Origin of the sequence: Furfurilactobacillus milii (assembly GCF_021654115.1) — a bacterium.
Taxonomy (GTDB): domain Bacteria; phylum Bacillota; class Bacilli; order Lactobacillales; family Lactobacillaceae; genus Furfurilactobacillus; species Furfurilactobacillus milii.
On sequence record NZ_JAIWJF010000005.1, the window covers coordinates 180,830 to 197,051 of the forward strand.

Genomic DNA, 16,222 nt, shown 5'->3' on the forward strand with positions numbered 1-16,222 from the left:
AGAACGAACTTGAAAGGTAGAACAAAGTATGAGTGAAGGAATTGTTAAGAAAAAAAGGGTGGCTTGGGTTGACATTGCTAGGGGCATAGCGATTCTGGCTGTGATCTTAGGTCACTCTATTTTTGATGTGAAATTAAATTACAATAGTTATGTGGCTCATGTTATTTTTGCGTTTCATATGCCTATCTTCTTCATTGTTAGTGGGTACTTTTATCGCGAAAAAACGTTAAAGACAGAATTAAAAGGCGGCCTTTGCAATCTGATTTTGCCATACCTGATGACTGCCGTATTCGCATTTATTGCCGTTATTGTAGGCATGATTTGGCAGCATAATCCTGTTATGTATAGTTCAATGAGTATCCCTCAATTTTTGCTAGCTGTTTTGTACGGATTTGGCGGTGGACCAGCACACTCTGCAGGAATCCCTGCAATTGGCGCGACATGGTTCTTAATGGCGATGTTTGTTGCTATTCAAATCTTTAATTTGAGTATGCGTCTAACCAACCAGTCAAACAGCTTGCTACGTTTGGCACTTTTCTTGACATACGCGGTAATGGGGATTGCTATCAATCAAGTCGTTTTCTTACCATGGGCTACGAACTCGGCCTTGCTAGTGCAGCCCTTTTTGTACGGTGGCTATTTGTTGAAAAAAAGTGAATTGGCAGAGAATATTAAATGGCCAGTTCTTGTGATAAGCTTACTTCTCTGGCTATACTCCGCTCACATATCATTTTTACAGCTCTCAGCGGCTTCAATGCCGTACTACTTAGAGCAGTTCATGGGTGCTTTTGGCGGTAGCATGATTGTTTTTTGGATTTCTCAAAAAATTGAAAAACATTCACGTATCTTAACGAACATTTTCAAAAAGTATGGTAGCCAATCAATTGTTGTGTTTTGTTTTCATGCATTTGATTTATCGTATGTGTCATTAATTGCGCTACTAGATGTTTATGTTTATCCAGTTGTGAAAAATCAATATCTGTTTTTAATTATTGTTTATGCTTACAGACTTTTAATACCAACGGTAATGATGCTATTAATGCCTCACATCAAGGGATTAAGAAGCTTTTATCTAAATAGAAACTTTCCATTTAGATTTCAAGTTAAGAATGCAAAGAACTTAATCAAACAAGGAGATCAAAAATGAAAAACGTGTGTGCCGTGCTTGTGACATACAATAGGTTAGAATTGTTGAAAGAGAGCATTTCAGCAATTTTGAATCAAACGTACAAAGTTCACCAGTTGATTATCGTTGATAATCAGAGTACCGACGGCACGTCTGATTATTTGAAACAAACAGATGACGCTAGAATAAAAGTGTACACGCCAAGCAAGAATCTAGGCGGAGCGGGCGGTTTTCAAATAGGAATTAATCAAGCCATGCAAAATGTGGAAAATGATTTTGTTTGGATTATGGATGATGATACGATTCCTCAGAAAGATTGTTTAGATCAGCTGCTTAAGCCAATCGTCTCCGGCTCAGTTGAATCTACGGGCTTTATGTGTAGTAATGTGCGATGGACGGACGACAGTGCTGCCGTAATGAATATTCCGTACACAACGAGTTACTGGAATGAGCTGGCTCAGCAGGGGCTTATTCAGGTGAAGGCTGCTTCATTTGTGTCACTTCTAGTTTCAACTAAAATTATTCGTGAAGTTGGTTTGCCTATCAAAGAATTTTTTGTGTGGGGAGACGACTATGAATTTACTTGGCGAATATCAAAAAAATATAAGAGTTATTGTGTATGTAGTAGTCTTGTGACGCATAAAATGGGGGCTAATCACGGAGTTGATATTGTTACAGATACCATTGGGAGAATTCCGAGATACTTTTATAGTTTTCGAAATTCCCTCTACACTGAAAGGCATCATGATGGTGTAAAGGGTTTTACAATTCAGATTCTACGTGAATTTTATTCTGTACATAAGGTCTTGCATCATAGCAAAGACCATAAATGGCTCAGAATCAGATATATATTTAAAGGAATGCTCGCGGGATTGGCTTTTAACCCTCAGATACAATTTCCCAAAGAGAGGCTTTAACAGTATGGGTGAAGATACATTAACATTAGGGCAAATTCATGGGCACGAGTTGCGGATGCTTGAATATTTGGATCATATTTGCAGAGAAAATAACATTGAGTATTATCTTTGCGGTGGCACGTTGATTGGTGCTGTTAGACATAAAGGCTTTATTCCTTGGGATGACGATGTTGACGTCTATTTGAAGCGTTCTGATTATGAACGATTAATTCAACTGATCAATCCCAAAAGTGGGTACAGGGCTCTTAGTATTGATAACGATCAATCCTATTATTATTCGTACGCAAAATTAGTTGATACATCTACTAAAGTGCTAGAATCAAATAAATTTAAAATAAATGGGTATGGACTGTTTGTTGATTTATTTCCACTCGATGTGTGCCCGTCTGGGTCGACACGGCGAAAAGTTTTTTTGTGGCATGAGGCATTTTTAAGGAAATGTGTCATGACTTCAATCCAAAAATACAGCTTACATCGGAATATTATCAAACGATTGGTTGTCAGAATAACACATTTGATTGGTGCCAGACGTTTTTCGAAGCGGTTGGACAAAGTTGCTAGAAAACATAACAATGAAACGAGCACTTTGCTGGCGGATGCAAGTGGGGCCTTGTCAGTTGACTACTTTCTTCAGGCTAAATGGTTCAATACAACAGCGGATTTATCTTTTGAAGGTTTAAAACTAAAGGCTCCGATTGATTATGCAGCCTATCTTTCATATTCCTATGGCGACTATATGAAGCTCCCACCGAAGGATGAACGAGTGGATCATAAGTTAACAGTAATTTCTGCAGAGAAAGGAATTCCTAAGGATGAAAATTAACTATTCAATATCTGATCTTTGGAAAATTTTTTGGCACAATATTATTATTGTGATTTTATCGGGTGTCTTGTTGGGTGGGGCAACTTATCTATTCTTTAGTCATCGTCAGACTGCAACATACACTGCACAACGGACAATTACGGTTTATCATACTGGCGACGTTACAAAGGAAGCTAACTTAATTCAGGCTGATGTATTAAGCATGAATACGTACGCTAGCATAATTAATGATCCAGTAGTAATGACGCCCGTCTATAATGATATGAAGGCAACCAAGAACTTTAGCTATACTAAGAAAAACATTTCAAAGCAAGTTGTCGTTGTGCCGGCACCAAACTCAGCGTCGATGACAATCAATACAACAGCTAACGATCCTGCAGTTGCAATAAAAATGGCGAACGTTACCGCAGAGGTTGCTAAGGATACGTTACCTCAGTATATTAAACATTCGGCTAAAATTAGACTTTTGGCAAATGCAAATCAACGGGCAGTGTCGAAAACGGTGATACCTAATGTAAAGAAATTGTCCATTTACGGTTTGGCAGCCGGGGTGGTTTTAGGAGCATTGCTGTCGTTCGGGATTGACTTAATTAGGAATCAACGAAAATAAGGTAAGGTCATAAAAATGTCTGGTATTTTAATTCCAATTTCGCTCTTTACTAAGGTTTTCTCTTATGGTCTTCCTGGAACAATTGCCGGGCTACCATTTGTAGCTTTATTTATATTAGTGCTTTTCCAGGCCAGTCAAAGAACTGACACTTTAGTCAAACCACATATTCCTAGGGCAACAATTTTGTATGTGTTGTTGGTTCTGGTTTTACAGTTTTGGGCAATTGGACGTTCATATGAAACATACGGAGATTCCATACAAGGAATCGGGGTAAGCACTTCTTTTGTCGATATAATTGGTTTAGTCGTAACTGTCATATTGGCTTATTACGCAATTCAGTTAACTGTAGTTACGTCAAAAAACATTTTGACATTCATCAGATCTACCATTGTTACACTGATTGTTTTTGAATTGGTTGTCTTGATTCCACAAATCATTGCGGCTGTGACACCTTATATGCACGGATGGGTTAATCTTATGGGGACCTTGTTTGAAAAAAGGTGGCATGGTCGTAATTTCTATGACAACGGTAGTTATGCAACTACAATGGGGCGAATTAATGGTTTTGAGGCTGAAGCAGGTTATTTAGCTGGACAAGTTGGTTTAACATTTTTGCCCTTGTTGATTTCTGGGATTGCTAACCATTTCAATTTCTGGAGTTCAACGGATAAAAGCAAAAAAAGTCAATTTATTATTGAGGTAACTTTTATAGTTACTCTGCTCATCTTATTTTTCGCTAAAACTACTACAGGTTTCATCGTTATTGGATTGTCGCTAATATTACTATTTTGGAAGGCAAATCATCATGACAGACTTATTCTGACTTTTCTCGGACTGATTAGTGTCTTATTCATGATTATTGCTTACGTCACTTTTCCCGTTGTTCGTCATCTTCTCAATCAATATTTATTTCAAAAATCTGGTACCGAAAATCGTGCAGGAGGTACCATAGCGTTATTGAAAACTTTTTTAGATCACCCCTTTATTGGTATTGGAAATGGATGGGCAGGCCCTTATTTGGTTCAAAATGCGCCAGCATGGTCCAAAAATAACTGGGAATATGTCAATGTTTATGCGATTTCAGGTTATCCAGTGTTAAGCGTTTGGGGAGGGTGGTTAGCACAATATGGAGCCATATTGGTTTTGCCACCGCTCGCGTATCTATATAAAAAATTGTCAAATGTAATTGGTTTTAAAAAAAGCTTCGTGAAAAACAAAAAATCGGACGCTCAGATTGTGCTGTATAATGTAACGTCAGACGCGTTCGAAATTTTTTTAATTATGTTTTTCGTTTTGTCTCTTTTGGTATTTTCATGGTCAGAGTACTATATCTTGATTTGTATTTTTTTCTATATCCAGAGTTTAAAAATATTAAAAGTACAAATTGAAAAGGAGTGAGCTAATTGCAATTACTAAAACAAGGTGTTGCTTGGTTGGGGACGCTTCTTTTCCTATACCTAGCCATCATTTCTTTAACGATTAGCAAAAATGTGGCCGGAATGTTTTCTTGGCCGTTACTTTTGGCTGGAGTACTTGCGACATTAATGGTTTTAATTTTTTTGTTTTATTTCTTCAAAAGAGGTAATTTTCAAACTTACATTTTTTTGATTCTTTTTTTTGTTATTTCGGTGGCTTTGCAGGTGTACATGGCCTTACATTTTATAGGTAACAACGTTTGGGATGGAAAAGAAATTATGATGCAAGGGTATGCTGTCGCCAAAGGAGACGGACACTGGTCTTCATATTTTTCGTCATTTCCTAACAATGTAAACCCAGTCTTAATTTTAGTCTTAATTTTAAAAATTTTTCCGATGTTTTCCACAGTTAAAATATCAATCGTTCTCAACTTGATTATGTTTTTCTTGTTTGATTTGATGTTATTTTGTGTTTTTACGGTTTTAAAAAAAAGGACAAATATTAACATTGCAGCGTTAGTTTTTATATTGATGACTCTCTTTTTCCCATTTTACGCGATGTCATTATTTTTCTATCCAGATGCACTGGCAGTGTCTTTTCCGCCATTGGCAGCACTCTTTTTTGAAAAGTTCTTTGATAGATCAGATAAAAAAATTGGGTTGGTATATTTTGGCCTCGGAGTTATATTTATTCTTATCGGGTTTGAAATGAAAACAAACTTGGCAGTTTACATAATAGCTTTGATAATAGCTTTTGCTTTGTTTTTGAAAAAAGGATGGACTAAAAAAGAAATCAAAACATTGGGTTCAATGCTTTTGATTTTTGTGTTGATAACTATGGGTACCGTCTACTTAACAAAATCCGCACAAAATGTCGCTGGGTATCGTAATAAGACAGAATATAAAATTCCTTGGCAGCATTGGACTATGATGGGGTTGAATTCTAGTTCCCATGGGGCGGTTAGTAGTGAAGACTATGCATACACTGTTAAACAGCACACATTAAATGAGAAGAAAAAAGCGGATACTAAGATAATTCTAAAGCGATTGAATAAAATGAGGCTCGCAGGCTTTTTATCTCAAATGCAAGATAAATCTATTTTGCAGTGGCAGAATTCTGCAGTTAGTTCATATTCAGTACTTAATCAGTACAGAGACTATTCAAAGGGATTCAATGTGCTGATAGGTAATAAGAACACAGTTTGGTTGAATGTTAATCAGGTTATATATACTAGTATTCTTTTTTTAGCGGCATTTTCGTGTGCGCTACAGGCGCTAAGAATTGGGCGAGATAGATCTTTCTTTTCATGGTACTGGGGTGTAATCTCAATTATAGGTATTTTCCTGTTTCATGCTTTAATGTGGGAAGCGGAAAATAGATACGCCTTTATTGCGTTGCCTTTTCTATTTATTATCGGTGGGTCTGGCATAAATGATCTTGTTAGCATGATTGGGCGAATCAAAAAAAACGCTCGGAGTACACAGACCAATTCTTGGAGATTTTTATGTATTGGAATTGCTGTATTGGGAATGGGATTATCTTCTTGGGGAATTGCAGACAACTGGCAGTTGACTAAATCAATTCCTATGCAAAATATGTCTGCGAATCAAATACAGGTCAATAAAATACAAGTTTTCACCCATAATGATATGGTCAAACAGAAAATTAAAGCAAGTAAGTCGTTTAATACTGTGAAAGTTCAATTGCCATTGGACAAACATGTCGAAGTCAAACTATTAAATGCACATAATAAAACGATTAACTTCACTTCGAGCATTTTGACTGATAATTCAAGCGATTTTAATTTTCAACTGCAAACGCAGACTCAACCGGCTGGAACGTACTCAATTTTAATTAAAAACAATGGATTCAATAAATTAAGCCTTTATCACTTGAGTACTGGTGGCTATCAAATGACTCCTTATGTGTTTGGCCGTTCACCATTTCGATCCCTGGCTTATTCTGTGTTTAAAGAAACAAACGGATACAATGTTAGGAGATCAATACTAGTTGGAATTTATCTTGTGTTGATTTTAGTGTTTTCTAGTTTTGTTGTGATTATTGAAAGGTATCGTTTTGTTGATCATAGAATTTGTTGAATTAAGAATTAAACAGACGTTATAGATATTAATTTATGTATGGCGAAGTCAATTATTGCTTTTTTGAAGGTTATAAAGCTATTTTCATGTTTTTAGGGTTTGAAAAGGGAGAATATTTTGGATAAATTAGCGATATTAATTCCATGTTACAATGAGGGTAGGACAATACGTAAGGTTGTTTCTGACTGCTTTGCTGCTACAAAAAATATTTTAAATACTCAAATCTATGTCTACGATAATAATTCAAATGATGATACAGTCTCTGAAGCTTCCACTGCTGGAGCGATAATTAGGCATGAGTATCAGTAGGGAAAAGGGAATGTGATAAGAAGAATGTTCAGAGAAGTTGAGGCTGAATGTTATATTATGATAGATGGGGACGATACATATCCGGCAGAATCAATTCCTGATATGATGAATGTGGTCCTTACGAAACATGTCGACATGGTTGTTGGGGACCGACTGTCTTCAAGTTATTTCCAAGAAAATAAAAGGCTTTTTCACAACTTCGGAAATATTATTGTTCGAAAAGGTATTAATACTTTTTTTAAAAATGATATTAAAGATGTAATGACCGGTTTTCGAGCCTTTTCATATCAATTTGTCAAGACTTATCCAGTCTTGTCTCATGGGTTTGAAATTGAAACAGAGATGAGCATATTAGCGATTGAAAATAATATGCTTATCAGTAATCAAATAATTGAGTACCGTGATCGTCCTGCTGGAAGTGATTCAAAGTTGAACACTTTTAGTGATGGATTCAAGGTTTTGAAAAAGATTTTTTCTTTATTTAGGAATTATCATCCGTTGAGATTTTATGGAGTGATTTCTGTTATTTTGTTAATATTGGGGGCTGCTTTATTTTTCCCAAAAGTTTGGATTCCTTTTATACAGACAGGACTTGTTAGAAACTTTCCGACGCTCATCGTTTGCGGATTTCTTGTAATTCTTGGTATGCTATCTTATACAGCCGGTTTGATTCTAGATTCTAATGTACAGAGAGAACACAGAGAATTTGAATTTAGACTTGTTTTAGTTCAAGAACAATTTGATAGGTTAAAAAACATTAATAGCTAGTTGCTAATATGTGTTTTTGGTTCATAGTCATGTGTAATTGATGAATTATTTTCATAGTATCTAGGCCGCCGTTGGTCTAGATACTTTTTTCTTGGGGCTTTTTCAATCCTTTTGAACCAACCGAGACGGATCTTGACGCGGTTCATTGTCAAGGGCGGTGAAGAAATGTAGATTTATGGCAGTCAATTGTGCTTTTTAGGCTGTGCGACTTGCCAGTAATCGTAACGATATGCGCATGATGAACTAGTCAATCAAATATGGCTGTCGTAATGGCTGAATCCTGGAAGATTTTAACCCAATTAGATAGTTCGCTGACCTTGCTGACAGGCTGCCAGTTCAATATTGATTGCTAAATGAGTCTTACCAACCCCTGGACTGCCAATGAAAACTAAGTTTTCTTGGTTCTTCATAAAGGCTAAATCCTTAAACCCTAGAATTTCTTGACGATTGATATTCGGCTGAAAGTCGAAGCTCTCCATCGTCTTAGTTTTTGGAAAATGAGCACGGTCGATCATTCGCTGTTGTTGGCGCTCGTGGCGACCCTGTAATTCGAGGTTAGTACTTCAGGAAAAAGTCATCGATTGCTGGTTAATTTCGTCTATATATGCTGGTAAATAGGCGTTCATGTGTTCTTCTAGCCCAAAATCATTTAAAATAATAACGTCTGAAATTTAGCCGCCATTGTATCATCTCCTAAAGTTTGTCATATTGTGATAAGTGCTCATTGATATAAGCTTGAATATCTTGATCACTGTGCTCTTTGAGTAGATCAGATTTCAGAAGTTGGACTTGATCCTTCGAATTGTAATTGAATCGCTGTGTGGTTATGGCGCGCTTTCGAATGACAGCTCCGTTATGCTAAATCTGTAAATGCCAATCATCATTGGTCAGGACAACGTCAACTACAGCCAATATATTGCGAATCTACGGAGTATTTGGGTTCTATGTCAACTGTTGTTGGTAACGACCGTAATGCACCCAATCATCATTTGATGATTGGGTGTTTTGTTTTTGTCCTTAACATAATAAGGATGCGCAGACGAAAATTCTTAAATCTCTTGTAGCCATAGCCAGATCGTTTAAGAACCTTGATCCGATTATTCGTCCTTTCCAAGGGACCATTGGAGTAATCTTTGTGCCTCAAGGTGTTTTCAATGTAGTCAGGATGCTCACGAATGTACGTTAAGCACGTCTCAAAGGTTTCAGGTGCCCCGACGGAATCGGCCAAGGTATTGCGTAATTCTTCGGTATGTGTCCCGACGGCCCCGCAAAAACGTTGTGAGTAAGCGTAAACTTGTGCCAATTCAGGACTTAAGCTTAGTAAATTATCGATAACGTCAACTTCGGTAGTGAAGTATTTAAAATGAGTGAAGCGATGAAAGTTCTTATAATCCAGTTTTGCGGCCGGCTTGAGTAATAATTTCCAATATTTTTTAAGCGCCTTATATTCACGCGATGATGTCTCAAATTGTTTCATCACTTCAATACGGGTCTTATTTAAGCCATGTTAAATAGTACTTATGATGTGAAATCGGTCAATGATCACAATCGCATTGGGAAAAATTTCTTCCGTCAATTGTGGATAGGTATAGTTCATGTCCGTCACCAGGAAACGAACTTGATTCCGGACTTCAAGGTCATAACGTTTAAAATAACGCGTCAGGGCTGGTAAGGTCCGGACGTCAAGAATGTCTCGGAACAGCTGGTGGTCACCGTCCATCAGAACACAGCTCATCGAACCTTGGGCATCCTTGGTGCTCTTGATTTCATCGATTTGGAGAGCAGTTGGAAGATGATGATAGTCCGTTTTAAAATCGGATGAAAAACGATTCAACACTCGCGAAACGAAGTTTGGCGAGGTGTTCAGTTCCTGGGCAATGTGTTTCATTGAGACGGATTCGTTTAGCTTCGCTAAGCAAGCCTGATGCGTGTTGTAAGATATTGAGCAGTTACGATTCACGATATTAGTATGAGCCAAAAAGTGTCCACGGCATGCGTGACACTCAAAGTATTGCTTACGTAAATGCATGACGACAGCCCATTCACCCGTTTTTGGTAAGCGAACATGAACCGTTCGCCAGCCATATTTAATAATCGAGTGTTGATTCAACACACCACACTCTGAACAGGCCTTAGGGACATAGGTTAGGTGAGCCTTAACCTGAATTGCCTGGTCATCACGGACAACCTCATCAATAAAAACATTTTTATCTTCAATATTGAGCAGAACTTTAGTAGAATCAGACATGGGATATCGCCGCTTTCTTATATTATCTTGAAACTTGGTCGTGGAAGGATAAAGCAATGGCGATATCCTTTTTTTCATGGTCGAATTTTAATTGTGGGATTATTTCTGTTGCTTGAGAAACATCATGATTTAGATCGTAACAGAGTTCATCGACTAGGTTGATCAGCTCAACACCACTGTCGAATTCATAGTTATATGGTCGCAATCGTTCAGTTGTTCGTCCAAGTGATTCAATGACACCTTTAGTTTGTGGTCGAAATGGACGACACACAATCGGATGATATTCAGCGTCCTGGCTAAACTGGCGAAACCGTTCAATGATGCCTTACCAAATGCAGATTTCGAGTGATCCACAACTTGTTTCATATTGTCGAACCAAATCTCTTGAGGAACACCACCGGTGCTCTTAAATGCATCATCTAAACATTGAAATAATGTGTCTTGTCTTTGCTCAAAAATCAGGGTGAGATACTTTAATTTTGAATAAGAACACGTACAGAAAGATGTTGAATCGATATGGGTCACGACTATATAGGACCATTTCTTCTTTCCAATCGACTTGTGCGGACAGTTTCGGTGTATATTCGACCCTAATGGTGGTCTTATGAATCTTGGCTTTCCGTAGCTTGGTACAATACTCACGAACAATCGTGTACTTCCCGGTGAAGCCCTTTTTCTCAATGAACTTAAATATCGCCATTGCAGAACAGTTGAGTTCCATTTTATCTTCAATAACTTGGCGAAATGGATCAAATAAGCTGGGGCGTTATGGCTTTAGCACTTGTACATTTAGTAATGTTTTTGCTTCTTCATAGGCGCGTTTGACGGTCCGATAATCTACGCCATATTGGCGAGCTAATGCAGCATAATTAGGTTTAAAAATTTTCACTCACGTAGTGTTTCACTCCTTGACGGATGGCATGTCTCACAGTTGATAACCTCCCAGTTGTCAATGTGATTTATGGTATCAAAAAATGTAGGAAAACCGACAGTTTTCAACTGCCATTTCCCTACATTTTATAACCGCCATTTACAATCGTAATTGGGATAATTTTATGAACCGAATTAGGATACGCATTATCTGGTTCATAAAGATCGAAAAGAAACCAAAGAAAAGAGTACCTAGACCAAAGACGGCCTAGATACTATAAAAATAACCTATCAACTTCACTTGACGATGGGCCAAAAATTGACTCGAGAAAAGCAAAAATCACTTTTCTCGGGTCAATTTATTTTGAGTTATGTCCCAAACTCGTCAAATACGAATGATAAGCTCGACATTGACAGAGTCGATGTTTAAAAATCAGGCGGTAGGCAGGGGGGTGAACCCTTGGCAGGAACGATGATTCGGTTCGCGTTAAATCCATTCATATTAAATTAGTTGATCTGACAAGCCACAGTTTTCACAGTGATCTTATGTCAAATGGACTAAAAAACTAAGAATTCCTGGCATTGATGGTTTCAAAATGACAATTTTCATTGAAAGTAATATTTGGGGCTTCAATTCTAAACGCATTTCGCATTGAATTACTGTTAATGAGCATCGCGATATTCCTTATTCTATCATCATCAAGAAAATCTAACCAGCCTGACTCCGAATGGATATCGGAACCAGGCTGGTTGCAAAACAAGTTAATTTGTATTACTTCGATTGTTCGCTTAATCGACTCGTTCAAATGAAGCTTGGCCTACTGTCAACAAACAGGCGATAGAGAGGCAAATAAACACGCGAAACAACTTTTTTTAGAGAAACAGTAAAATCAGTAAATTTTTTGTCATACGCTTAAGATTCAAAATACAAGCAATTTGTACAGGAAAAATCAATTTTTGTTGATGAAATTTTTCGTTGTTAGCGAATATTGTAAAGGCCTGACGTTAAAACTCATCCGCATCATTTTTAGTCGATAGAAGTAATAAAAGAAGTAAGATAACATTTAAGTAGAAAGGAGTAAAGTATCGGAGCTGAGATGCCGGAATAGCCAGTGCAAGAGTAGAAAAAGTAAAAAAAGGAAAGAGCTGACTCAATAAAATGCTGAACCCAAATTTCCTAACAGATATTGCAAGTAATGAAAGTGTAAAAATAAAAATGGTCGCAGGTGTAATTAAGAGCTGAACCCACGGTTTATAAAAAAGTTTGAGATACCGATTATAGAAGTTCTTAAAATTGCTGCCTGCAGTCCAGTAATTAGCATATGACCAGCCGGGAGCAGTATATCTTTTTCCATCTTTAGTCACGTTAACACTGGATGGAACGGAATATAGTTGTGTGGATCTATCATCGAATATCCTGACAACATGAGTATTTGATTTCCAAAAAGCCAGTGTCTGGAGGTAATAGGCTTTTAACGCAATTTTTGGGTTTTGTATAGAGATTTGTGCAGTCAGCAAAGTCAATTCAGTCAAATGATTCCTTATATATTTTCTATTATATTGTGTTCCATTTGTAAATTTTATTGAATCAACATACAAGGGATTATAAAGTGTTTTCCATTGAGAATCCGGTAGTATTTTTAAAATCTTTTCTTTTTGAACGTGTGTGATTTGTCCTTTAGAATCGTACACTGCTGCTATAATTTGTGTTGGAATAGCGAAGCTCTCGCTTGGATCAGCTTTTTCTACGCCCAGAGAATTATAAACAGGTCCTGTAATTAGTATTTTTAGTAAAACCACCCCTAAAAATAAGAGATGCCAGTTCTTGTAATCTTTTGTGTGTCTGAATGTAAAAAAAACAACTTCAAAGGCTAACAGAACAATAAAGGTGTTACTCCTTAATGTGGCAAAAAGAAAAGTAGAAACAGCTAGTGACAAAATCCAAATTTTTTTGTGTAGTAATTCAGGTTGTTTTATAACTCTATATACAAGATAAGTTTGTAGTAGGGATATTGTTGAAAATAAAGAATCTTTAGTAATAAACTGATTCATCACAGTAAAAAGTGGCATTGCCATCGTCAAGACTGCAATTGTTAGAATTAAAAAGCGCGGGAAGCCTTTGTTACTTCTGTTAAAAAAGTAAATGAAAACCATGGACAACACGATAACCGATACACAGGATTGTAAAAGTGCGTATGATGCTGGGGTATTCCAAATAGAAATACAGGCTTTCATGATGAGCGTATCCACAACCGGATGCCAGTTAGAATAAATATTAGTTTTTAACTGTTGCCATTGCCAAATAGAATCTGTCATCATCAAGCCAGGATAGTATCGAATAAATGAAAAAAAATTGCTTAAAACAAATCCGAATATTATAAAAAAATTAAAAAAATAATTTTGATGGAATTCGTGACTTGGTGAAGTATTTGCACTGTAATGCAAATTGATAAGTGACAAATAAAAAAATGAAAATAGTCCTAAAAATAGAAAGCTAATTATAACATAACTTGAATGTTTTAATGGGAGTGGTTCTAAAAAGGAGAAGATGATCCACGCAGACAGAAACGCGGAAAATAGGCCAACAAATAAACTTGATAAGTGTGTATCCTCAGAGGAAAATCGTTTTGTGATCGTTTCACTACTCAAATAATTGAAGAAAATCAGTCCCAAAAAGAAGCATATTGTTAAAGGGACAAACCCTCTGATAATTATTTTTGACAACGAAATATAGGAAAGTAAAAAACTAACTATACCAATCAGAATACAAAGTATCCAAAAATTAATTGTTGAAGTTAAATGTAAATGTTTCATTAGTTCCTCCAGAACATCATATGTGTTTCATTACTATTCTAAAATTATTTAAAATAAAGACTCTTGTAAAGACTTTTGTTTTGAGAACGGTATTTGAAATTAGGATTTGGTATAAATTTGAACAAATCCAGAAAGTCTCAGAATTAAAGAATCGTAAATTACATAAGCACTTACCACAAATAGCTTTCGTGAGCAATTTTCTTAACAATAGAATTAAAGCACAATAGTCAGACGGTCAACTCAGTACGTAATCAATCTTATTAAACTCATAACAAGAATTCTTTCTAGGAGAACGCTTTAGTTAAGAATGCTAAGTAAGCAAGTATACATAGTGTATTTATAGATAAGATTGCAGCAACTTCAATCCAAATCCTAAACAGTCAGTTTCTACTTGTTTAGTCCGGGACACCAAACGAGTATTAGACTAAACCAACCTGCCGAGATAGATGGGAAAAGGCAACAGAAAATACTTACTCGTAAGAGCAAAAGATGAATCAGAAATTGTAGGCAATCATTGATGAGTTTAGTCAAGCAACTCAATTGGCGAGTACCTGTTTCATAAATTAGAGGGCAATGTGATATAAATAATTTAGGACTATCTCAATGTTTCAATTATAAACTATAATGAAGCATTGTAACCTTGCATCTATATAAGAGAGGCTAGAAAGAAAAAGCTTTCATAGTCATTAGTGCGTTGATACGATTAAAAAGAGTATATTACTCTAGACGTTGTGTAATCTTATAGAAGAGGCCGCTTGAGAAAAAAGTCTTTCTTTCTTATTTATATGTTATTTGGAATACGCTTAACACAAAACATGAACGCAAATATCGCATCAACCTTTTTAGCAAGCTTCATGTAGAAAAAGGATGTAGTTTACTCCAATAGAAGTAGATTTTGAATAAATATTAAAATGCCTTTTTATTAGTCTAAACTGTGGAACCACTTTAATAAGTGGGTACTTCCTTATGATTGTAAGTGCGGAATTTTGAAATGAATAGTGTGAGAAAAAACATCTTTAAACGGTCGTGCATTAAAAAATGGTATTACTTTCCGTTTGATTCTGTTATTTGATTTTGTTCAATGGTATATCTAGGTCGGTGTTTAACTTCGGTAAATATTTTACCAATATACTCACCGATTACACTTATTGCAATTAACTGTATGCCACCTAGGAACCAAATAGAAGTTATCAAAGATGACCATCCTGTTGTTGTGTTACCAAGAAAGTGTTGTACTAAAGAGTAAATCAAAAGTAAAATGCTGACTAAAGCAATCATCACACCCACGTTCATGATAATCCGTATTGGAGCAATGGAAAAAGATGTTATGCCGTCTAAAGCGAAACGAATCATTTTAGATAATGGATATTTAGTTTCCCCTGCTTGACGTTCTTTCCTAGCGTAAAGAACTTCATCATGTTTAAAACCCACAAGGGGAACAACTCCACGAATAAACATATTTCTTTCATCATATTTGAGGAATTGGTGAACAGCACGTTTTGACATGAGTCGAAAATCTGCTGAATTTGGGATCATATCCACACCCAAATGCGTCATTGTCCAGTAAAAACCGTCTGCAGTCACTTTTTTGAAGGCAGAATCGGTGTCACGGTTATTTCTGACACCATAAACAATATCTGCATTTTGAGATTTTTCCACCATTAAAGGAATAGTAGATTCGTCATCTTGTAAGTCTGCGTCAATGGTAATCATAAGATCTGCGCTTTTTTCTGCTACTGAAAGTCCAGCTATTAGAGCATTTTGGTGACCATAATTGCGACTAAACTTGACCCCGAAAACATTTGAATATTTGGAGTGAAATTTATCAATTGTCTGCCAAGTCTTATCTGAACTTCCATCGTCTACGCATAGAAGAAAACTATCAGGCGATATTTTTTTTTGGCCTTTTAGTTGATTCAATATTGTTTGGAGCTTGGGCAGAGTGTCAGGCAGAGTTTCTTCCTCATTGTAGCAGGGTAAGATAATACTTAATTTTTTCATTTCTAGCTCCTTTTTTCAGACTTCATTCAAATAATGATATAATATAAGGCAGCTAAAAAAAAGTAATTTGAGAATAAAGTGGAGTAAATGCGTTCCTCAATTGTCAAATCAAGTGCAACACTAAGAATCTATTCTTAGAAGTGGTCTAGTTGCTAAGCTAGTTCAGGCATTAGATCGGCTGGGCAGCGATAGTTCAATGACCGCCGTAGCCGGTTGTTTAA

10 protein-coding genes and 2 pseudogenes are annotated in these 16,222 nt (G+C 36.4%); 7 read left to right on the plus strand and 5 right to left on the minus strand.

Annotation, left to right across the window (positions count from 1 at the left end; all coding sequences use genetic code 11):
- The first annotated feature begins 28 nt into the window (after window positions 1-28).
- From LDK34_RS07970 to LDK34_RS08000, 7 genes and pseudogenes are all read left to right on the plus strand, one after another.
- Complete coding sequence (locus tag LDK34_RS07970) at window positions 29-1,147, plus strand: acyltransferase family protein (protein WP_178942221.1); 1,119 nt, start codon at window positions 29-31, stop codon at window positions 1,145-1,147.
- Complete coding sequence (locus LDK34_RS07975) at window positions 1,144-2,043, plus strand: glycosyltransferase family 2 protein (protein ID WP_178942222.1); 900 nt, start codon at window positions 1,144-1,146, stop codon at window positions 2,041-2,043. Before LDK34_RS07970 ends, LDK34_RS07975 begins: the two co-directional genes overlap by 4 nt.
- A gap of 4 nt (window positions 2,044-2,047) precedes the next feature.
- A complete protein-coding gene (locus LDK34_RS07980; RefSeq protein ID WP_178942223.1) occupies window positions 2,048-2,866 on the plus strand; it encodes a LicD family protein in 819 nt (272 codons plus the stop codon).
- Window positions 2,856-3,476 (plus strand): YveK family protein, encoded by a 621-nt coding sequence (locus tag LDK34_RS07985; protein WP_178942224.1) that lies wholly within the window; start codon window positions 2,856-2,858, stop codon window positions 3,474-3,476. Before LDK34_RS07980 ends, LDK34_RS07985 begins: the two co-directional genes overlap by 11 nt.
- Window positions 3,477-3,491: 15 nt before the next feature.
- The gene (locus LDK34_RS07990; RefSeq protein WP_178942225.1) at window positions 3,492-4,874 is read left to right on the plus strand and encodes a hypothetical protein; all 1,383 of its coding nucleotides are present in this window, start codon (window positions 3,492-3,494) and stop codon (window positions 4,872-4,874) included.
- A gap of 5 nt (window positions 4,875-4,879) precedes the next feature.
- Window positions 4,880-6,991: a glycosyltransferase family 39 protein gene (locus tag LDK34_RS07995; RefSeq protein WP_178942226.1), complete on the plus strand. Its 2,112-nt coding sequence runs from the start codon at window positions 4,880-4,882 to the stop codon at window positions 6,989-6,991.
- A gap of 117 nt (window positions 6,992-7,108) precedes the next feature.
- Window positions 7,109-8,068, plus strand: a pseudogene (locus LDK34_RS08000) (glycosyltransferase family 2 protein).
- Between the two features lie 299 nt (window positions 8,069-8,367).
- On the opposite strand, the gene LDK34_RS08005 reads toward LDK34_RS08000, so the two are convergent.
- From LDK34_RS08005 to LDK34_RS08025, 5 genes and pseudogenes are all read right to left on the minus strand, one after another.
- Window positions 8,368-8,583, minus strand: coding sequence for an ATP-binding protein (locus tag LDK34_RS08005; RefSeq protein ID WP_236941649.1), 216 nt, complete (start codon window positions 8,581-8,583; stop codon window positions 8,368-8,370).
- A gap of 470 nt (window positions 8,584-9,053) precedes the next feature.
- Window positions 9,054-10,394 (minus strand): annotated as a pseudogene (locus tag LDK34_RS08010) (ISL3 family transposase).
- A 373-nt stretch (window positions 10,395-10,767) separates the two neighbouring features.
- Window positions 10,768-11,037 carry a hypothetical protein gene (locus tag LDK34_RS08015; protein ID WP_236941650.1) on the minus strand — a complete coding sequence of 90 codons (270 nt, stop codon included), beginning with the start codon at window positions 11,035-11,037 and terminating at the stop codon, window positions 10,768-10,770.
- A gap of 1,154 nt (window positions 11,038-12,191) precedes the next feature.
- Entirely contained in the window at window positions 12,192-14,000 is a 1,809-nt protein-coding gene (locus LDK34_RS08020; RefSeq protein ID WP_236941651.1) for a DUF6020 family protein, read from the minus strand.
- 1,044 nt (window positions 14,001-15,044) lie between these two features.
- On the minus strand, window positions 15,045-16,001 hold the full coding sequence (locus LDK34_RS08025) for a glycosyltransferase family 2 protein (protein ID WP_178942231.1): 957 nt from the start codon (window positions 15,999-16,001) through the stop codon (window positions 15,045-15,047).
- Window positions 16,002-16,222: the final 221 nt, after the last annotated feature.

Bases quoted from the DNA above. Each gene is read 5' to 3' on its own strand.
- LDK34_RS07985 (WP_178942224.1), top strand. From the start codon at position 2,856: ATGAAAATTAACTATTCAATATCTGATCTTTGGAAAATTTTTTGGCAC.
- LDK34_RS08025 (WP_178942231.1), bottom strand. From the start codon at position 16,001: ATGAAAAAATTAAGTATTATCTTACCCTGCTACAATGAGGAAGAAACT.
- LDK34_RS07980 (WP_178942223.1), top strand. From the start codon at position 2,048: ATGGGTGAAGATACATTAACATTAGGGCAAATTCATGGGCACGAGTTG.
- LDK34_RS08005 (WP_236941649.1), bottom strand. From the start codon at position 8,583: ATGATCGACCGTGCTCATTTTCCAAAAACTAAGACGATGGAGAGCTTC.
- LDK34_RS07970 (WP_178942221.1), top strand. From the start codon at position 29: ATGAGTGAAGGAATTGTTAAGAAAAAAAGGGTGGCTTGGGTTGACATT.
- LDK34_RS08015 (WP_236941650.1), bottom strand. From the start codon at position 11,037: ATGGAACTCAACTGTTCTGCAATGGCGATATTTAAGTTCATTGAGAAA.
- LDK34_RS08020 (WP_236941651.1), bottom strand. From the start codon at position 14,000: ATGAAACATTTACATTTAACTTCAACAATTAATTTTTGGATACTTTGT.
- LDK34_RS07990 (WP_178942225.1), top strand. From the start codon at position 3,492: ATGTCTGGTATTTTAATTCCAATTTCGCTCTTTACTAAGGTTTTCTCT.
- LDK34_RS07975 (WP_178942222.1), top strand. From the start codon at position 1,144: ATGAAAAACGTGTGTGCCGTGCTTGTGACATACAATAGGTTAGAATTG.